Origin of the sequence: Sphingomonas sp. BK069 (genome assembly GCF_014193405.1) — a bacterium.
Lineage (GTDB): Bacteria > Pseudomonadota > Alphaproteobacteria > Sphingomonadales > Sphingomonadaceae > Sphingomonas.
This window is the reverse complement of sequence record NZ_JACHZH010000004.1, coordinates 94,829-111,721: the sequence shown is the minus strand read 5'-3', so window position 1 is coordinate 111,721 and position 16,893 is coordinate 94,829. Positions and strand designations below refer to the sequence as shown.

The window sequence follows — 16,893 nt, the reverse complement described above, 5'->3', positions numbered from 1 at the left end:
GTCCTCCACGCCGAGGCCGGCGTCCGCTTGTCGATGTCGTGGCACTGGAACTTCATCTACGCGGGAGCGCTCGCTGGATCAGCTGAGAAGAGACGGAGTGCAGCATGGCAGAGGCCACGTGGGGCGACAGCGGGACGCCGACGATCGACTGGCGGATGAGCGCCGCGCTGGAGAACGTACCTCGAGGGGACGATGACCTCGCGGAAGTCACGAGCCTGGAGGGCGCGGTCCGGGCCTGGCTGACGCTCGACCCCGCTCATCGCGAGGCGGCAGTCCTGACACCGGAACGCCCGATCCTGATCGACGGAGCCTCGGTTCCGGCCTTCCACGGTGCAGGCATTTATGAACTCGCCGGGCGCTTGCCGGATACCGCCGCGCGGAGCGCCTGACGCGTTCTCCGACGGACTTTCAGGCGGTGTAATCGGGCCAGTAGATCTGCACGTTCGATTCTGGGCGCGATGCCAGCGACTGCGTCGAAGGTGGGCTGCACGGCTTCGCGGCTTAGTTATAAGGTGACGATGAGGGCTCGCCGCTGGCCTGACGAACGGCTTCAAGAGCCGCATCAGAGATAGGCGCATCTAGAAGGGCTGCGACCATGCGGCTGGCGCGTCGCTGTCGTCCACGTGCCGGAGCTAGGACCGATCTTGTGCATGGCTCGTTGCCCAGCCGCAACGATATGTGTTCAAGGGCTCCATGAGAAAGTTGATTTCCGCCGCGGTTGCCGCGGCGACCCTGCCGCTTGCCGGCGCCGCGCATTCCCAGCAGGTGGACGTGGGAGCATCGCCGCCGGCTGACGCGGCACAGGCGGCCACGCCGCAGAACCCTGCGCCCGCAGCGGACGCCGCCGTTCCTGATCCCGCCACCGCGACACGGTCGGCGGACACGCAGCGCCGTCCTCGCGCTCCGCTTCGCCGGCGAGCCAGCGACACGTCGCCATCGTCGCTCGTCGGTGATACGCAGAGCTCGCCCCCCGCCGGGCTGATCGGCGACTGGCAGGAGATACGCACGAGGCTCGGCCGCCGCGGCATCGGCCTCACCGCACGCTACGCGTCGGAGAGCGGCTACAATGTCGCCGGCGGCGAGCGGAAGCTGTTCCGCGAAACCGGCCAGTTCGACGTCGGCGCACTGCTCGACCTGGATAAGCTGGTGGGGCTGACGGGTGGCGCGTTCCAGGCCACGGTGACGTGGCGACGCGGCTACGATCTCACCACCGACGCCGGGCTAAAGACGCTTCAGCAGGTACAGGAGGTGTACGGCCGTGGCCAGACGGTGCGCCTGACGCAGTTCTGGTGGGAGCAGAAGCTGGGCGAACATGTAGAGATGAAGGTCGGGCGGACCAATGCCGGCGAGGACTTCGCCGCCTTCTCATGCCACTTTATGAACCTGAGCTTCTGCGGCGCGCAGCCGGGCAATCTCGCAGGCGACTACTGGTACAACTGGCCGGTGAGCCAGTGGGGCGCTCGGGTCCGCCTGGCGGTCGACGACAGCCACTACGTCCAGGGCGCCGTCTACGAGATCAATCCGCGCAACCTCGATAACGATTTCTTCGTCGGCCGCTTCAAGGGTGCCACCGGCGTGCTCATTCCGGTGGAGGCGGGCTTCGCGCGAGGCGGGGACGATGGCCGCGTCGGCTCGTACAAGGTCGGCGGCTGGCTCGCGACCGCTGACGGCGACGACGTGTACCTGGATGGCGACCGCCGACCGATCGTGCTCACCGGCACGGACCCGCTTCGCCGCTCGAGCCGCTACGGCGTGTACGTGTCGGTCCAGCAGCAGCTCACCGGAGCGTCGAAGGACGGCAAGGCCCTTACTGGGCTTAGCATGTTTCTCAACGTCACTCAGACGGATCGGAAGACGACGGTCACCGACAATCAGGTGGCGCTCGGACTCTTCTACAAGGGGCTCGTGCCCGCGCTGCCCGGCGACGTGCTCGGGGTTGCGCTGGCACGCACCAACGTCAACGGGCGTGCCGCGCGCGCGGATGCGCTCGTGCCCGGCACGCCGGTGCGTGACGCAGAATACGCCTCGGAGGTGTACTACAGTCTTCACCCGACCGAATGGCTCGAGCTTCGTCCGAACGTGCAATGGATCCACCAGCCGGGCGGGCTGCGCCGCGTAGATGACGTCGGCGTGGTGGGTCTCAAGGCCGCGGTCACGCTGTAGCGTCCGGCCGCGCGCCATGTCGTCGAACCGCGACGTGAGCGTGGGAAGGCCCGTCGTACTTCTCGATCATTTCTCGAGTCGCCCTCGGTCACAACGCCGCTGGCTGCGTGCTTTGCACCACGACCGATCGCGACGGCCTCGTCGAGCGGCTGGCCGAGGAGCTGTGGGAGAGCCGCCACTACGATACGCAATGGTCGCGCTGCTGGGCTGGCGCCAGCGAGCTGTGGTCTATCCGCTTTCGCGGGCTGCCGCGCACGTCGACTTTCTGTGCCGAAATACGCGCGACGATTGAGCGCGCAGCATCGAGGACGGAAAGAGGCAATATGACGGATCATGCGTCACCTCGTGGAGCAAGGACGTCTTCTTCATCTGCGGCAGCTCGAGAGCTCGCCGGAAGCCGGATCGTTCGGAGCCTGCGGCATGGATCAGGACAGCGTCGCACCCGTCTTCGTGCAGATCGTCAGCGCCTGTCCCCGGTAGGTCCTCGCTTCGATGACATCGCCCGACCGATCTATTGAGACGAAGCAGTCGGGGCTGGTCGACGGCGGGAGCTCTGCCTGCCAGACCAGCGCGTCATGCGCGTCGACACAGACGAAATTGCGGATCCGCGGAGCGGTCTCGTGCCCCCAGAAGTACAGAAGTATCCGGCGTCCTCCTTCGACGGGCAGGTTGCGTTTCACCCGTTGTCGTTCCGTCACGCGTCTTCTCTCCCAGCCGCGCTCTCAGATACGACGGGTCACGGGTACGGATGCGTAAGTTGATCGGCATCAGGGGCTTATCTGCGATGGAGCGTTAGCGCGACCGCACCGTTCGACGCCTCTCAACTTCTGCAAGCGGGCATGTGCGAAGCGTTCTTCTGCGACTGGTCGGCGCTTCGGCAAAGGTCGATCGTAGCCGCGGCAGTGTCCTGGGCCGGTTATAGAACCGGCTTTCCGCCGGCGTCGCGAGCGGCCTTCACCTGAGCAACCCTACGCTCCTCGAGGAATTTGTCCCGCCTGGCCACCATCGCCTCCGACCGCGCCTGGTCGATCAGCAGGAGGTCGACGCGGCTCACGAGGCCGGTCGCGCGATCGGGGACGAAGTAGCGAACGACGAGACCGGCGGCGCAGCGCTCCTGCGGGACGATCACGCCGGCGACCGGCGGCGGTCCGTTGCCTCCCATCCTGCCGTACTCGGGATATCGGACCTTCGCGCGGATCGCCTCGTCGCTCTTCGATACGCCGATCCCGACCACGCAGGCGTTGGGATAGCTCGAGGGGAGCGAGTCCATCATCCTGAACAGGCCGCCGCGCTTCTTGCCGGACTTCGACCACTGCACGTACTGCTCGATCACAGAGCCGCGCTCGTCGTGCCAGTATGTCTCGTTGCCTGCCTTCTCGCGGACGGCCGCCCTATAGCTCTCGACGGTGGGCGCCTTGCCGGGCTTGAAGGATATGGAGCGCCAGATAAGGAAGGCGCGGCTCTCGGACGGCGGTTCGTCCAGGCGCACGACGACGTTCTCGCGCGTGACCTCGTCCTCCTTCTCCGCGGTGAGCGCCTGTACGAACGAGGTGTCCTTCGCGACGGGGTACGTGGCGACCATCTGGCTCACGGCGAAGCCTCGCTCCTTCAGCGCCGCCGTGGCCTGCTGGAGATCGCTGCCGAGTACGACGCCCGCGCTGTCGAAGTTGGCGACGTCCTGCGCGGAGGAGCCCGCCGGCAGTGCCACGACGAGGATCGACAGCAGTCCGCCACGCGATGCTCGTGCAATGCCCATCAGAGATTCTCCCGCCCGTCGCGACTATGCTGGCGCCGACGCGCGGCCACAACCGTCGCTGCTGCCGATTTCATCCGGATCGAGCGGCTTCGGCGGAATCGCTGTACTTTCGTCCCGTCCGCATCGGAGGAGAGCGAGACTCCTTGCGGCGAGGATCGCATGAGCGCGCGCCCGTGCGGGGCGGGTTGCGTCGAGGGAAGATGACAGTAGGCGGGTGCCATGAAGGTGTTCCTGGACTTCGAGGCGTCGTCTCTCGCCGATCGCAGCTATCCCGTGGAGGTCGCATGGGTGTTCCAGGATGGCCGTGGCGAGAGCCACCTGATCGCACCTGCACCTGGCTGGACGGATTGGGACGAGGCTGCGGAGAGGATCCATGGGATCAGCCGCGCGACCCTTGAGGCCGAAGGCGAGCCACATGACGTCGTCGCGGAGCGGATGGTCGAGGTGCTGTCCGAACACGATCTGTTCGCCAGCGCACCCTCATGGGACGGCAAGTGGCTGAGCGTCCTGCTGCGAGCGGCTGGGCAGCCCCGGCACCGGCTGCGGCTGCGCGATACGGACGAGGCGCTGCGGGCGACCGCAGCCGAGATCCTCGGACCGGCGCTTGCCGAGGCAAAGCTCGAGTCCGTCGTTCACGATCTCGTAGCGAGGTTCGGATCGGCTCCTGACGGCACGCCGGCGCATCGCGCGCTTGCCGACGCGCGGGTGGAGCAGGAGAGATGGCTGAGAGTACGTCACGAGGCGCGGCTGTTCGTTACGACTCTGCCGTAGGACGCGTGCCGGAGTTCGCGCGCGCGTCTCCGCGAAGTCGCAGTCAGGCCGGGGGAGGCGACGAGGAGACACGCTCGCCTCGCCGACGAAGCGGCGCGGTCGTCTTGGTGCCCTGAGATATATCTGAGCGAGCCGGCGCGATCTCGTCTACCTCGTCGATCCTGAGCGGCGTCACACTTCGCCCGGGACCCAGGACGAACAGCCGCTCCGGCGTGCTGCCGATTGGCCTGCCTATCACCTTACGTTTTCCCACAGTGTAGATCAGGCACTTCGTGCATGTCCCTCCCACCGAGTTCGCGGCCTCTCGGATGTTCCTGCGTGCCGCCATCTCCGCCGAGATCGCGACCGCGGCGACGCAGACCACGAAGCAGAAGGGAACGGCCAGCAGCAGCAGCAGCGCCGTAAAGAGCGGGGGATTTCGCGGATCCGAGCGAACCCGCTGCAGAAAGCCGGCGATGCCGCTGCTCGACGTTTCCACTTTCGAAGGCGCAGGTGCTTTGCGGGCAAGCGGCCATGCGCGCACCACGATGACCAGCCCGGCGTAGAGCAGGTACGCCGAGGCGACCGGAACGACCAGGTACAGCAGCGTAAGGACGAAGCCGGAGAGGCCATCCACGATCGCGTCCGGCGCGGTGACCGGCATCACGCCCGCGCCCAGGCCGAAGCCCGACAGGAAGACCACGTCGTGAACGCGGCTGAAGAAATACAGGCAGGCACCCGCCCCTCCCGCCAGAAGCGCCAGGTCGGGCAGGGAGGAGATCCGCACCGGCGCGAAGGTGATCAGCCTGCCAGGTGACCAGCCCCTAGATGCAGATGGGTCGGTGGACTGCTCCGGGCGCACCTCGTCGCGATCGCCTTCGCGCGTGCTCAAGGAAGGTCGGCCGTCATATTGCCGAGCGAGCCTTCACACAGACGAAGTAGCGGGCAGCGGTTCATTTCAATCTGAACGCCTCTGAGCGGATGCATGATCAGGCTACCGTCCGCTTGCGCGTCCCTGGCCTACGCCCGGATCCTTTCCTCGTCTCCGCGTCCGCCGTGACCTGCAACGGCTTCTCGGCGGCTGCTGCTGCCGGCTTGCGTCCCAGCCCGAGCTCCTTCGCCATCGCGCGCCGGGCTTCGCTATAGTTCTCGGCCACCATCGGGTAGTCGCGCTTCAGACCGTACCGCGCCCGGTACTCCTCCGGGGTCAGGCCGTTCGCGGCGAGGTGACGCCGCAGAGACTTGTACGGACGACCATCGATCAGGCTGATTATGTGGTTCTTGTCTGCAAGCGACTTGCGGATCGACACTGCCGGGGTGGCGACGGTGGTCGGTTCCTCTTCGGTCTTGCCCGCCGAGAGCATCGACAGGGCGTCCACTACCGACTGCAGAACCTGCGAAACCTGAGCTGCCTCCGTTCGCGTGTTTGTATTGGCGATCCATGCCACTGTCAGATCGGTCGCAAGCGCGAGAACCTCATCGTCATGCACCATGTGCCTTCCCCCTCTGCCTGCACCGACCTGAGCGGCCTGTATCCACTTCATAGCGCAGGCTCCAACATTCACAATGGAGCCTTCTTCGATACATGCGGGTCGCTCAATTCTTTCTGGACGATTTAAGGTTGATCAAAGGGCTTGGAGGCGTCTGCGACCTAGTGATGCGTATGCCGAACGGGCACGGCATCGGTCGCTGTGTTCTTGGCGCCGATGCGACGGAGTCCGACGCGGCGGCCACTTCGCCTAAACAGTCGAGGAAAGAGAACGGCCATACCAAGGTAGCGCTCGTCCGGGCTCGCGGATCGAGCCAACCACTCCGGCGACGCGAGACGGCGCCGCTGTGGAGCAGGAAAGATGGCAGGGAGAAGATGCTCGTCTTGCGGCAGGAGCGATGCGGCGAGACCGCGGCTCAGCGGCGCGACGGCAGGTCGCTTCCTGGTGTCGGGCCAGCTGGCCGTGCCAGGAGAAAGGGGGGCCCGTGGAAGCGCCGACGATCAGGCTTGGCGGAGAGATCCCGACGCATGTCCGTCCGGGCACAGAAGGTGCAGGATGGAAAAGCTAGAAGCATCGGAGATTGCCCGTCTGCTCTCCGCGGGCGAACGCCGCATCATGGCCGCATTCCCGGACGCCGAGGCCTCCAGCGAGGAGCTTGGGACGCGTGGCACGCTTCTCGCAGCCCTCTGTCACTGGCTCCCGCGAAGGCGTCGTCGCGTCGCGATGACGGCTCTCCTGCTGAAGCGCTTCGACGAGGATCAGTCCCGCTACGTGTACTCGCTTTCCGACATGGGCATGCAGGTCCGGGCGTCGCTCCGAGCGGATGCGACGGGCAGCGGCCTCGATCAGGTGCACAAGGTCTGATCTTTCGCGGGAGCTGGGATGCGAGCGGGGCAGGGCGGCCTGGCAGCGCCCGGCCTGGGCGGAGGTGCCGCGATCAAGTCGCTTCGGTTCGGAGTGATCAGCTTGTCTCGGCGCAGGCGAGGCATAGTGTGAGAGAGGGGGGAGCAACATGCTGACCAATCTGGAAAACGTCTACCTGGGCGTCCTTCGCGTCGTGATCCTGATCGCCGCCAGCGTGGCGCTTCTGCTCACCGCATGGGGTCTCGCGAGCAGCGTACCCCAGCTGCTGCGATGGGCGGGGCTCACCGAGACGGCGCCTCCGACCGGCGGGACGCTGCGCGAGTTCATCTCCGAGCGCAGGATCACGGACACGACGGCCGAGAGCCAGGACACTTTGACACGTGACATGGAGTCCTACGTGGATCCGAGCATCCGCGAGGCAGCCAAGGCGATAGTCACCTATCTTGGCAAGCGAGGTACGCTGACGGCGGCCGACCTCGAGCGCAGTCTGCAGGCCGAGGCGAACCGGCTTCCGGGAGAGGCGCTTGCCTACGGTCAGGGCGTGAAGAGCCTGGCGATGGAGCTTGCGGCCAGCAAAGGCAGGCCGCTGACCGAGATGCGCGTGCTCGAGCTTCTGCAGTGGCATCGGGAGCGCTTCGTCGCCGATCTCGCCGCACGTCAGGCTCGAGAGACCGAAGCGAACGCCAAGTTCTGGATCCAGGTGACGCTCGCCGGCGCGGCCTTCCTGGGCTTCGTCCTCATCGTCTTCGTATTCCTGTTCGTGAAGATCGAGCGTAGCCTCCGCCTGATCGGAACCGCTCGCGTGAAGGCTGGGGAGCCGACCGAACATGCGGCGTAGTCTGGCGATCCTTCTTGCTCTTTCCTCCTGCTCGGGGCCGCCCGCTCCCGAGCGCGGAGTGGACACGACCCTCAATGACGGCGACGCCGGGGCGGAGATCGCCCCCATGGAGGCGAGAGGTGTGGATCGTGGCGAGGCGGCGAGCGCTCCGACCCAGACGTCGAGTCCTGGCTCGACGGATGTCGATCGCAGCGACGTGCCAACGGAGAGCGACGACGACGGTGACGACGAGGATGGGGAGGCGCCATCCGCGGCGCCCGCGGTCTCTCCGGCGATCAGTCGAGCGGCCTCGCTGCGCGGCAATCCCGGAGCCTTCTTCTCGGCGGACAACTACCCGCCTGCCGCCATCCGGGCCGGTGCAGAGGGGCGGGTCGTGGCCAGACTGACGGTCGGCACGGACGGCCGGGTGAGCGCATGCGAGATCACGACGTCGAGCGGCAACGTCGACCTCGACGACGCCACCTGCAGGACCGCGACGACGCGTGTATACTTCTCGCCTGCGCTCGACGCCTCCGGATCGCCGGTGTCCTCGAGCTACACGCTGCCGGTCCGCTGGGTGATGCCCTGAGGCAGGCCGTGCTGAACAGCACGCGCGCCACCCTGGGACCTTCGGTTTGCGACTGCTGGACTCACGTCGTCATCGCTCACCATTGGAGCGGAGCGGCGCCATAGCCACGGTCTGCGCGAGCGAGGTCGCGCTCGTAGCGGCCGAGACGGCGGCGTGATCCGGCTCGGACGCGAGCCCCGCCGTCTCGCGTGCGGCGCCGAGCGGCTGCAGGTTGGCGGTGCAGCCGCCATCTGGCACGGCGTCTGGTACGTAGACGATGGCCTGCGGCGCCTGCCCGATCGGCACCATGGCAGTGACCTTGTTCGTCGCGGTGTCGATCACGGCCAGCTTGTCGTCTTTCTCCAGGCCGACATAGACGCGCGATCCGTCGCCCGAAGGCCATAGACCGTGCGGCAGACTTCCGACCGCAATGGTCGCGACCTGCCTGTAGTCCCTGATCCGGAACACCTTCACCTGATTGAGGCCGCCGACGGTGACGTAGGCGAACTGTCCTTTCGCGGTGGCAGCGAAGTTGACGTGATTGGTGATCGGTCCGGTGTCGATCACCCTCAAGACCGCGAATGGAGGCCTGGCATCGAACGCAACCGTCTTGCCCACGTCCTTCAGCGTGAACCAGACCTGCCTGCCGTCCGGGCTGACGGCGATATCCGGGCAGAAGGAGCTGGGCTGCTGGACCCGCCCGACCTGCTCGTGCGTCGCCACGTCGAATACGACCAGTTCGGGGATGGAGGAGGAGCAGACGTAGCCATAGCGGCCATCGGGCGAGAAGATCGTCATTCCCGGGCCGACGGGCGTCCTGATGGTTCCGGTCTCCTCGAAGCTGCGCGGGTCGAGTACGGCGATATGATCCCCCCCGCGAACCGTGACCCAGACCTCCTTGCCGTCCGGCGTGAAGAACGCCCCGTGCGGACTGCGGCCGATGTAGCTGGTGTGCTTGATCGCGTTGGTGGCGGTGTCGATCCAGGTCACCGAGTCGGATCCGATCGACACCACCGCCAGCGTGCGTCCGTCGGGCGAGAAACCCAGGCCACTGACGAGCGCCTGCGCTTCATGCGGCGAACGTGGGTCGGCCGCTTGCGGGCTGCCGAGCCTGATCACGCCCAGAAGCTCGTTGGTGGCGGGATTGGTCACTGAGAGCGTGTTCGAGAGCTGCTCGGCCGCATAGACCCGATCGTGGGCGCTGACAGCGATGGCGCGGTGACCCCAGGGCACCTGCGTCTTTCCAGTGCCGCCCGACGCCGCCGGCTCTGGCCGGTCATCGACCAGCGGGAGCTCGATCGCCGCCGGCGCAGCCCAGGGAGCCGACTGCGCGTTCGCCGCGCCGGCGATCAGTGACGCCGCAAGGAAGAGGCGCTTCATGTCGGCGCTCCGTGTTGTACCGGCAGGAGCCTGCACCGGCCGGCCCGCGTCGATGCACACGGCCCGCTGGACGCGGCGAGAAGCTCCGATCGGGTCGGACGTTGTCGGTCGCAGCCGCTCGTCTCAAGGGAAGGCATCACACGCCTCGGTATACCAGCGTCGTGAAAAGCGCTGGGCTGATGATCGCCTGCCCCCACTTGGCGTCGTAGTCGGCCGTCGGGCGGGCCGCGATCGTCTCGTCCAGCGTCCTGCCCTGCGCCTTGAGCGCGGCGACCTTGGCACGGATCGCCTTCAGCATGTCCCGGTACTCCACCAGATCGGCTCGACCGCCGACCGGTCCGTGACCGGGAACCACGATCGTCTTCACGCCCGCCATCTCGACGTTCGCTTGGGCCGCGCGGATCATGCCGTCGATGCTGCCGCCGGCCACGTAGTCGATAAAGGGATATAGGCCGTTCCACCAAGTGTCGCCGGTCAGCATGACGTCCGCCTTCGCGAAGTACGCCGAGAGGTCGCCGTCGGTGTGCGAAGGCATGTACGGCCGCAGCCGGATCGAGTCTCCGCCGAACTGCATCGTCTTCTCGCTCGAGACGAGCTGCGCGATCTGACCGTCCTTTTCGGTGGGCGTAAAGGTATGGCCCCACTCCTCGACGCGGATCGTCTGCGTGAGATGTCGGGCGGTGTTCGCATGCGCTATCAGCACGGCGCCATCCCTGTGAACCCAGCCGTTTCCGTCGGCGTGATCCCAGTGCCAGTGGGTGTTGACGGCGTAGCGGATCGGCGCAGGAGAGATGCCATGCAGCGCCACCTCGATCTTCTCGCGCGAGATCGAGATCCCGTCGTCGATCAGGAACAGGCCGTCCGCACTGGCGAACGCGGCCATGTTGCCGCCGGAGCCCTGCAGGAGCGACACGCCGCCGCGCAGAGGCGTGACCGTCACCGCCGACGCCTGCGCCGCCGCGTTGATCATAGCGTATGGAGTCTCCTGTGCGAGCGCAGGCAGCGCGCCCAGGCTGACTACACCACCGAGCAGGACCGCCTTGATCAGCACTCTCATCGTCGTGGTTTCCTTCTGCTTGCGGACGTCGTCACCGCCCTGATCGAGGGCGAAAGAACTTGCCAGTCGGACGACGAGCAGTCTCGAGCCGTCAGTCTGGGCGCCGTTACTATGCTTCAAGATGTCCGAGGCAGCCGCGGTCTCGAAGACATACGTCGGTATCGACGTATACCAACAACGTCGGTGAGCTACTCTCTTACGGCGACGTATACGAGCCGCGCTGCCAACCTACAGACCTTGGTATGGGGATCCGCCTGACACGGTAGAATGGTCTGCGATGCGTCCGTCCTGCAGCCTGGCTTCAGCTGATACAGGGGAACTGGCCCATGACCGCTACTATACTGCAGCAGGTACTGCCCGCGCTGAACGAGATGCCGACCTTCGGCATCGGCGAGCGTGTTCGTATCGCCGATCGCGCACCGATCGGGCACTATCGGGTGCCCATGTACCTCCGCGGCAGCATGGCCACGGTCGAGCGCGTGATCGAGCCCGCACTCGTGGACAACGAGGAGGAGGGGTTCGGTCGGAACGCAGGAAGCCGGCGCCACTTCTATCGCGTCTCGATCCCCATGCCGTCGCTGTGGGGCAGGTACGAGGGTTCGCCCCGCGACGAGCTTCACATCGAAGTCTACGAGACATGGCTGGAGCGCGCGTGATGACCAACGACCCGCACTCACACGATCACGGTCATGCTCACGGGCACGATCATGACGACCACGCCGCCATCACCTCCGACGAACGCCCTGGGTACTATGCCGTCATGGAAATGGCGGTCCGCGAGCTGCTGATCGACAAGGGGTACATCACGGCCAACGAGATCAGGCACCAGATCGAGGTGCTCGACAGCCGTACGCCCGCGCTAGGCGCGGCGGTGGTGGCACACGCCTGGACCGATCCTGCATTCAAGGCGCGCCTTCTCGCCGACGGTCGCAGGGGCTGCGAGGAGCTCGGCATCACCTTCTACGACGACACTCAGCTGATCGTCCTCGAGAACACCGAGCAGGTGCATAACCTCATCGTGTGCACCCTGTGCTCCTGCTACCCACGACCCGTGCTCGGGCTTCCCCCCGACTGGTACAAGCTCAAGCCGTACCGGGCTCGCGCGGTGATCGAGCCGCGCAAGGTGCTGGCGGAGTTCGGCACGATCATCCCCGACGACGTCGAGGTCCGCGTGAGCGATTCCACGGCGGTCGTCCGCTACCTCGTCCTGCCGCTTCGTCCCGAAGGGACGGAGGGCTGGTCTGAGGAGCAGCTGGCCGCGCTCGTCACGCGTGACGCCATGATCGGGGTCATACCGGTCACACTGGACAAGGAGGCCGCGTGATGGCGACCCAGGACTTCGTCAGCCGACTTCCCAACGACATCGGCGGGTTCGAAGCCGGTTCCGTGATGCGGACCGAGCACGTCCTCGAGCCATGGGAGAAGAGCTGCCATGCGCTCGCCGACGTGCTCGACTTCAAGAAGCTGATCAACACCGAGGAGAAGCGCAAGGGCGTCGAGGCGCTCGGCGAGGCGCTCATCGGCAAGCTGCCCTACTACGAGCGCTGGATCGTGGCCTTCTCCAACATCGCCTTCGCGAAGGGCTTCTTCACGCCGACGGAGCTGGCCGAGAAGATGGGCGAGGTCGACGCCAGATACGCGGATCAGGGCCACGACTGATGCGCGCCGCCCAGACCACCTGCTTCCACGAGGCCGATCCGGCGCTGTCGCTCGCGAGGCGCGCCGGGGTGGAGGCGCTCGGCACCATGCTTCTGGTGCTCGCCGCGAGCGGCGGCGGCATCGCCGCCTCGCGACTGCTGTCGGCCGCACCAGGCGCCCTGCTGCCCGTGGTCGCCATCGTTCTGGCAGGCGCGCTCGTGTCGCTCATCGTCGCCTTCGGTGCGGTCTCGGGCGGACACTTCAATCCGCTCATCACCGTGCTGCAGTGGCTCGCCCGGGAGCGCGGCGGAGCGTGCGCAGCGGCGTACGTCGCCGCGCAGCTGGCCGGGGGCGCAATCGGCGGGAGGGCGGCCGCAGTGCTCTGGAATGTCGCTCCACCCGCGCCAGGTGGCTTGGGCTGGGGCGGGACGGCCGGTGAGCTAGTCGCCAGCGCGGGGCTGATGCTCGTCGTATTCGGGTGTGCTCGCAGCGGACGGACATCGACGGGGCCCTTGGCGGTGGGAGCATGGCTCATCGCCGCGGTGATCGCCTTTCCGACGACGTCATACGCCAATCCCGCCGTGGTCCTGGGTGCGCTCGTCACTGCGGGGCCGCTTTCACTCGGTCTCGGCTCCGCTCTGCCCTACGTGGTGGGCGAGATCGGTGGTGCCCTCCTTGCGCTTCTTCTCGTCCTCGTCCTCATGCCAAGAACCGGAGCCGAAGCATGAACGTGCCGGGACTCGTCGTCCGCGCCGCCGTGGGATCCTACGTCGAGGCGCTCGCGCGGGCGGACCGAGCGCTTGCCGCCCGCGGCATCGTGCCGGCAGCCCGGATCGATCATCAGGCGGCCGCTGCCGACGTGGGCCTCAGCATGGCGCCATGCACGCTGTTCGTCTTCGGCAATCCGAGGGCGGGGACGCTGCTCATGCAGGGATACCCGAGCCTGGGCATCGATCTTCCTCTCAGGCTGCTGGTGTGGGAGCAGGACGGGGCGAAGGTGGCGTACAACGATCCGGCATGGCTGGTGGAGCGGCACGACGGCGAGATCGATCTGCCCGTCATCGGCACGATGCAGCAGCTGCTCGCCATCCTGGCCGCGGAGGTGGCCGGAGCATGACGTCGCTTCTCGCGCTCCTGCCGGCGGACCGCAGCTATCGCCGGAGCCTGGGCTTCATCTACCTGATCCTGGCGCTTCTGAACGTCGGCGGATGGGTCTGGGCCATGACGCTCTTCCACGACCGCCCGGCACTTCTAGGCATCGCCGTGCTGGTCTACGGTCTCGGCCTGCGCCACGCCGTCGATGCCGACCACATCGCGGCCATCGACAACGTGACCCGCAAGCTGGTGCAGGAGCGTCAGCAGCCGGTCGCCGTCGGCTTCTGGTTCGCCATCGGTCACTCGGCGGTGGTCGTGCTCGTCACGGCACTCGTCATCGCCGCGGCCAGCAACGTCGATCGGTTCGAACGCTTCCGCGAGGCCGGAGGCACCTTCAGCACCTGCCTTTCGGCCGTCTTCCTGCTGGCGGTCGCCGCCATGAACCTGACGATCCTCGTCTCCATCCTGCGTGCGCTCCGCCGCGTGCGTGCGGGCGAGCCGGTCGACGACGGCGAGCTCGACCTAATGTTCGCGGGCCGCGGACCTCTCTCGCGGCTCTTCGGCCCGCTGTTCCGGCTCATCAGCCGGTCCTGGCACATGGCGCCGCTCGGCTTCCTCTTCGGCCTCGGCTTCGACACGGCCACGGAGGTGACCCTGTTCGGTCTCTCCGCGACGCAGGCCGGGCAGGGCGTGCCGCTCTCGGCGGCTCTGGTCTTCCCAGTGCTGTTCGCTGCCGGGATGTCGCTGCTGGACACGACGGACGGGGTCATGATGGTTGGGGCCTACCGCTGGGCCTTCGTCGATCCGCTGCGCAAGCTCTACTACAACATGACCATCACGCTGATGTCGATCGCCGTGGCCGTCTTCATCGGCGGGGTCGAGCTGGCCGCGTTGGCGGCACGGCGAATGGGACTCGAGGGATCGCTCGCGCGAGGTGCCGTCGTGCTGAACGAGAACTTCAACGCGCTCGGCTTCGCCATCATCGGCGTCTTCGCTGCCGCCTGGGGGGCGTCCTACCTCATCTTCCGCGGGATCGAGCGGCGCCCGGCGGCTGCATGATGTCGCGCTCGCCGGCGACCTGTTTCGTCACCAGGCAGGAAGGTCTGTAGCATGTGTCACGGCACCCGACTGGCAGCGCTCGGCGTCGCTGCCCTGGCATGCAGCCACGCCTCGGCGGAACCGGGCCACGAGGCGCCGAGCGACTCGGCAGCTCGGTCGGAGGCGACGAGCGGCGACGAAGTCGTGATCTTCGGCCGAGGGGAGTCGAAGATCGGTATCGCCGAAGCCGCGAGCGAGGGAACCGTGAGCGGCGCCGACCTGCTGGTCCGGCCGCTCCTGCGCGTCGCCGAGCTGGTGGAAGCCGTCCCCGGCATGATCGCCGCGCAGCACTCCGGCAGCGGCAAGGCCAACCAGTACTTCCTCCGCGGCTTCAATCTGGACCACGGGTCGGACTTCACCGCCTACGTCGACGGCGTGCAGATGAACCTGCGTAGCCATGGCCATGGGCAGGGATACCTGGATCTGAACGGTCTCATCCCCGAGATCGTGGCGGGCGAGGACTTCCGGAAGGGGCCGTACCGCGCCGACGGTGGCGACTTCGCCCTTGCCGGCGCGGCGTACTTCACGACGATCGCATCCTACGACCGGCCGTGGGCATCGGCGGAACTCGGGTCGTACGGCTGGCGCCGCCTGGCGACCGGCGGGACTCTCGACGGCGTCGGCGGCGGCACGCTTACCCTGGTGGGCGAGGGCAAGGCATACGACGGACCGTGGCAGCAGCCCGAGCGCCTCCGTCATCTGGCCGGCTTCGCGAAGTATGCCCGGCCCCTGGGCTCCGGCGAGCTGGCGGCGACCCTGCATGCCTATCATGCCACGTGGCGGCCGACGGAGCAGATCCCGGAGCGAGCTGTCGGCTCCGCCGTCTGCCCCGATGTCTTCTGCTCCCCCGACCCGAGCGCGCGCGGACGGACGACCCGTCTCTTGGGCAACGTCTCGATCGACGGCGAGCGCTGGCGCGCGAACGTCTTCGGGCAGTTCTACGACTGGCGCATGTTCTCGAACCCGACGTACGCCGATCCGGACGGCACCAGCGCCCAGATCGAGCAGTTCGATCGGCGCTGGACCCTGGGGGCGACAGGCGAACGGCGTTGGCAGGTGTCGTCGGCGCTGGAACTGACGCTTGGCGGCGAGGGCCGACATGACCATGTCGGCGACGTCGGCGTGTACCGCACGTCGTCGCGACGTCTGCTCGGCTCGCTCGGCCGCTACCGCCTGCAGGAGAGCTCGGCGTCGCTGTTCGGCGAGGCCCGCTGGAGTCCCGTCCAAGGCTTGCGGCTCGTCGGGGGCATGCGCGCCGACTACTATGGCTTCGCCGTGCGTGCGCGTGACGCGGAGGCCGCCTCGCTCGGCACCGGGAAGGGCGACAGCCTGCTGGTCTCGCCGAAGGCGTCGATCGCCTATGCGCCCGCGACCTGGATCGAGTTCTACGCCAACTGGGGGAGAGGCTTCCACTCCAACGACGTCCGCGGCGCGGTCAGCCGCGAAGCTGAGGTGCCGCTGCTGGTGCGCGGAGACGGCCGGGAGATCGGCACACGGCTGCAGAGAGGCACCGTCAGCCTGACTGCGACCTACTGGTGGCTCGATGTGGACAGCGAGCTTCGCTTCGTCGGAGACGCCAACTCGGTCGAGCCGACAGGAGCGAGCCGGCGGCATGGCTACGAGCTCGTCGGCTTCTGGCGACCCGCCTCCTGGCTGGCCCTCGACGCGACCTATACGGCCAGTCACGCCCGGTACGACAACGGCGATCGGATACCGAACGCGTTCGAGAACGCGGCGTCGGCGGGAGCGTCGCTCACGACAGGCCCATGGGAAGGAAGCCTGCGGGTAAGACATCTCGGGCCCTACCCGCTCATCGAGAACAACAGCGTTCGTGACCGAGGCAGCACCGTCGTCAATGCCCGTGCGTCTTGGAAGATCGGTAAGCTGCAACTCTACGGCGAGCTGCTGAACCTGCTCGACAGCCGGGACAAGGACATCGCCTATCTCTACGACTCCTACCTGCCGGCATTGGACGCCGGCGGTCCCGTTCAGGGTCGCATGAGCCGAGTGCTCGAGCCGAGATCGCTGCGCTTCGGGGTCAAGCTGGAGATCTAGGAAGAGCGACTCGCGCCGAGCTGGGCAACAGGTCCCGCTGTGACATGGACGATAGGTTCGTCACCGGGGCATCTCGACCGCGAAGTGAGCTCGATGATCGGCGAGACGACGCGAAGCACTCCGATCGCCCCTGAACGAACGCGGTTGTGCTGGGGTGACGAA

The 16,893-nt window shown here is 67.0% G+C and carries 19 protein-coding genes; 13 read left to right on the top strand and 6 right to left on the bottom strand.

The window, feature by feature from the left end; translation table 11 throughout:
• The first annotated feature begins 104 nt into the window (after positions 1 to 104).
• Positions 105 to 389 (top strand): hypothetical protein, encoded by a 285-nt coding sequence (locus FHY02_RS14105; protein WP_183923221.1) that lies wholly within the window; start codon positions 105 to 107, stop codon positions 387 to 389.
• A gap of 304 nt (positions 390 to 693) precedes the next feature.
• Positions 694 to 2,163 carry a carbohydrate porin gene (locus tag FHY02_RS14100; RefSeq protein WP_183923219.1) on the top strand — a complete coding sequence of 490 codons (1,470 nt, stop codon included), beginning with the start codon at positions 694 to 696 and terminating at the stop codon, positions 2,161 to 2,163.
• Positions 2,164 to 2,588: 425 nt separating this feature from the next.
• Here the strand turns inward: FHY02_RS14100 and FHY02_RS14095 are convergent, their stop codons facing one another.
• Positions 2,589 to 2,843 (bottom strand): hypothetical protein, encoded by a 255-nt coding sequence (locus FHY02_RS14095; RefSeq protein WP_183923216.1) that lies wholly within the window; start codon positions 2,841 to 2,843, stop codon positions 2,589 to 2,591.
• Positions 2,844 to 3,079: 236 nt separating this feature from the next.
• On the bottom strand, positions 3,080 to 3,919 hold the full coding sequence (locus tag FHY02_RS14090; RefSeq protein WP_183923214.1) for a hypothetical protein: 840 nt from the start codon (positions 3,917 to 3,919) through the stop codon (positions 3,080 to 3,082).
• Between the two features lie 219 nt (positions 3,920 to 4,138).
• On the opposite strand from FHY02_RS14090, the gene FHY02_RS14085 reads away from it, so the two are divergent.
• Positions 4,139 to 4,690 (top strand): transcriptional regulator, encoded by a 552-nt coding sequence (locus FHY02_RS14085; protein WP_183923212.1) that lies wholly within the window; start codon positions 4,139 to 4,141, stop codon positions 4,688 to 4,690.
• A 43-nt stretch (positions 4,691 to 4,733) separates the two neighbouring features.
• Here the strand turns inward: FHY02_RS14085 and FHY02_RS14080 are convergent, their stop codons facing one another.
• Together FHY02_RS14080 and FHY02_RS14075 are read right to left on the bottom strand one after the other, a co-directional pair.
• Positions 4,734 to 5,561, bottom strand: a complete 828-nt coding sequence (locus FHY02_RS14080) for a hypothetical protein (RefSeq protein WP_183923210.1) — start codon at positions 5,559 to 5,561, stop codon at positions 4,734 to 4,736.
• Between the two features lie 97 nt (positions 5,562 to 5,658).
• Positions 5,659 to 6,162 (bottom strand): MucR family transcriptional regulator, encoded by a 504-nt coding sequence (locus tag FHY02_RS14075; protein WP_183923208.1) that lies wholly within the window; start codon positions 6,160 to 6,162, stop codon positions 5,659 to 5,661.
• A 552-nt stretch (positions 6,163 to 6,714) separates the two neighbouring features.
• On the opposite strand from FHY02_RS14075, the gene FHY02_RS14070 reads away from it, so the two are divergent.
• The 3 genes from FHY02_RS14070 to FHY02_RS14060 all read left to right on the top strand — a co-directional run bounded on the left by FHY02_RS14070 (position 6,715) and on the right by FHY02_RS14060 (position 8,429).
• A complete protein-coding gene (locus tag FHY02_RS14070; RefSeq protein ID WP_183923206.1) occupies positions 6,715 to 7,023 on the top strand; it encodes a hypothetical protein in 309 nt (102 codons plus the stop codon).
• A gap of 148 nt (positions 7,024 to 7,171) precedes the next feature.
• Positions 7,172 to 7,861, top strand: coding sequence for a hypothetical protein (locus tag FHY02_RS14065; RefSeq protein ID WP_183923204.1), 690 nt, complete (start codon positions 7,172 to 7,174; stop codon positions 7,859 to 7,861).
• Positions 7,851 to 8,429 carry an energy transducer TonB gene (locus tag FHY02_RS14060; protein WP_183923202.1) on the top strand — a complete coding sequence of 193 codons (579 nt, stop codon included), beginning with the start codon at positions 7,851 to 7,853 and terminating at the stop codon, positions 8,427 to 8,429. The genes FHY02_RS14065 and FHY02_RS14060 overlap by 11 nt, the downstream gene beginning before the upstream one ends.
• Positions 8,430 to 8,498: 69 nt before the next feature.
• Here FHY02_RS14060 and FHY02_RS14055 read toward each other — a convergent pair whose 3' ends face one another.
• Complete coding sequence (locus tag FHY02_RS14055) at positions 8,499 to 9,788, bottom strand: beta-propeller fold lactonase family protein (protein ID WP_183923200.1); 1,290 nt, start codon at positions 9,786 to 9,788, stop codon at positions 8,499 to 8,501.
• 136 nt (positions 9,789 to 9,924) lie between these two features.
• The gene (locus FHY02_RS14050) at positions 9,925 to 10,965 is read right to left on the bottom strand and encodes an MBL fold metallo-hydrolase (protein ID WP_260172902.1); all 1,041 of its coding nucleotides are present in this window, start codon (positions 10,963 to 10,965) and stop codon (positions 9,925 to 9,927) included.
• 206 nt (positions 10,966 to 11,171) lie between these two features.
• On the opposite strand from FHY02_RS14050, the gene FHY02_RS14045 reads away from it, so the two are divergent.
• From FHY02_RS14045 to FHY02_RS14015, 7 genes are read left to right on the top strand one after another with little or no spacing between them, the layout of a single operon-like run.
• Entirely contained in the window at positions 11,172 to 11,501 is a 330-nt protein-coding gene (locus tag FHY02_RS14045; protein WP_183923198.1) for an SH3-like domain-containing protein, read from the top strand.
• Positions 11,501 to 12,169 (top strand): nitrile hydratase subunit alpha, encoded by a 669-nt coding sequence (gene nthA, locus FHY02_RS14040; RefSeq protein ID WP_183923196.1) that lies wholly within the window; start codon positions 11,501 to 11,503, stop codon positions 12,167 to 12,169. The genes FHY02_RS14045 and nthA overlap by 1 nt, the downstream gene beginning before the upstream one ends.
• Positions 12,169 to 12,504 carry an SH3-like domain-containing protein gene (locus FHY02_RS14035; RefSeq protein ID WP_221198656.1) on the top strand — a complete coding sequence of 112 codons (336 nt, stop codon included), beginning with the start codon at positions 12,169 to 12,171 and terminating at the stop codon, positions 12,502 to 12,504. Before nthA ends, FHY02_RS14035 begins: the two co-directional genes overlap by 1 nt.
• Positions 12,504 to 13,211 (top strand): aquaporin, encoded by a 708-nt coding sequence (locus FHY02_RS14030; RefSeq protein WP_183923192.1) that lies wholly within the window; start codon positions 12,504 to 12,506, stop codon positions 13,209 to 13,211. Before FHY02_RS14035 ends, FHY02_RS14030 begins: the two co-directional genes overlap by 1 nt.
• Positions 13,208 to 13,600, top strand: coding sequence for a DUF302 domain-containing protein (locus FHY02_RS14025; RefSeq protein WP_183923190.1), 393 nt, complete (start codon positions 13,208 to 13,210; stop codon positions 13,598 to 13,600). Before FHY02_RS14030 ends, FHY02_RS14025 begins: the two co-directional genes overlap by 4 nt.
• The gene (locus FHY02_RS14020; RefSeq protein WP_183923188.1) at positions 13,597 to 14,637 is read left to right on the top strand and encodes a HoxN/HupN/NixA family nickel/cobalt transporter; all 1,041 of its coding nucleotides are present in this window, start codon (positions 13,597 to 13,599) and stop codon (positions 14,635 to 14,637) included. The genes FHY02_RS14025 and FHY02_RS14020 overlap by 4 nt, the downstream gene beginning before the upstream one ends.
• Positions 14,638 to 14,688: 51 nt before the next feature.
• On the top strand, positions 14,689 to 16,731 hold the full coding sequence (locus tag FHY02_RS14015; protein WP_183923186.1) for a TonB-dependent receptor: 2,043 nt from the start codon (positions 14,689 to 14,691) through the stop codon (positions 16,729 to 16,731).
• The last annotated feature ends 162 nt before the right edge of the window (positions 16,732 to 16,893 follow it).

Bases quoted from the DNA above. Each gene is read 5' to 3' on its own strand.
- FHY02_RS14100 (WP_183923219.1), top strand. From the start codon at position 694: ATGAGAAAGTTGATTTCCGCCGCGGTTGCCGCGGCGACCCTGCCGCTT.
- FHY02_RS14035 (WP_221198656.1), top strand. From the start codon at position 12,169: ATGGCGACCCAGGACTTCGTCAGCCGACTTCCCAACGACATCGGCGGG.
- FHY02_RS14090 (WP_183923214.1), bottom strand. From the start codon at position 3,919: ATGGGCATTGCACGAGCATCGCGTGGCGGACTGCTGTCGATCCTCGTC.
- FHY02_RS14105 (WP_183923221.1), top strand. From the start codon at position 105: ATGGCAGAGGCCACGTGGGGCGACAGCGGGACGCCGACGATCGACTGG.
- FHY02_RS14070 (WP_183923206.1), top strand. From the start codon at position 6,715: ATGGAAAAGCTAGAAGCATCGGAGATTGCCCGTCTGCTCTCCGCGGGC.
- FHY02_RS14065 (WP_183923204.1), top strand. From the start codon at position 7,172: ATGCTGACCAATCTGGAAAACGTCTACCTGGGCGTCCTTCGCGTCGTG.
- FHY02_RS14085 (WP_183923212.1), top strand. From the start codon at position 4,139: ATGAAGGTGTTCCTGGACTTCGAGGCGTCGTCTCTCGCCGATCGCAGC.
- FHY02_RS14075 (WP_183923208.1), bottom strand. From the start codon at position 6,162: ATGGTGCATGACGATGAGGTTCTCGCGCTTGCGACCGATCTGACAGTG.
- FHY02_RS14055 (WP_183923200.1), bottom strand. From the start codon at position 9,788: ATGAAGCGCCTCTTCCTTGCGGCGTCACTGATCGCCGGCGCGGCGAAC.
- FHY02_RS14060 (WP_183923202.1), top strand. From the start codon at position 7,851: ATGCGGCGTAGTCTGGCGATCCTTCTTGCTCTTTCCTCCTGCTCGGGG.
- FHY02_RS14030 (WP_183923192.1), top strand. From the start codon at position 12,504: ATGCGCGCCGCCCAGACCACCTGCTTCCACGAGGCCGATCCGGCGCTG.
- FHY02_RS14015 (WP_183923186.1), top strand. From the start codon at position 14,689: ATGTGTCACGGCACCCGACTGGCAGCGCTCGGCGTCGCTGCCCTGGCA.
- nthA (WP_183923196.1), top strand. From the start codon at position 11,501: ATGACCAACGACCCGCACTCACACGATCACGGTCATGCTCACGGGCAC.
- FHY02_RS14020 (WP_183923188.1), top strand. From the start codon at position 13,597: ATGACGTCGCTTCTCGCGCTCCTGCCGGCGGACCGCAGCTATCGCCGG.
- FHY02_RS14045 (WP_183923198.1), top strand. From the start codon at position 11,172: ATGACCGCTACTATACTGCAGCAGGTACTGCCCGCGCTGAACGAGATG.
- FHY02_RS14025 (WP_183923190.1), top strand. From the start codon at position 13,208: ATGAACGTGCCGGGACTCGTCGTCCGCGCCGCCGTGGGATCCTACGTC.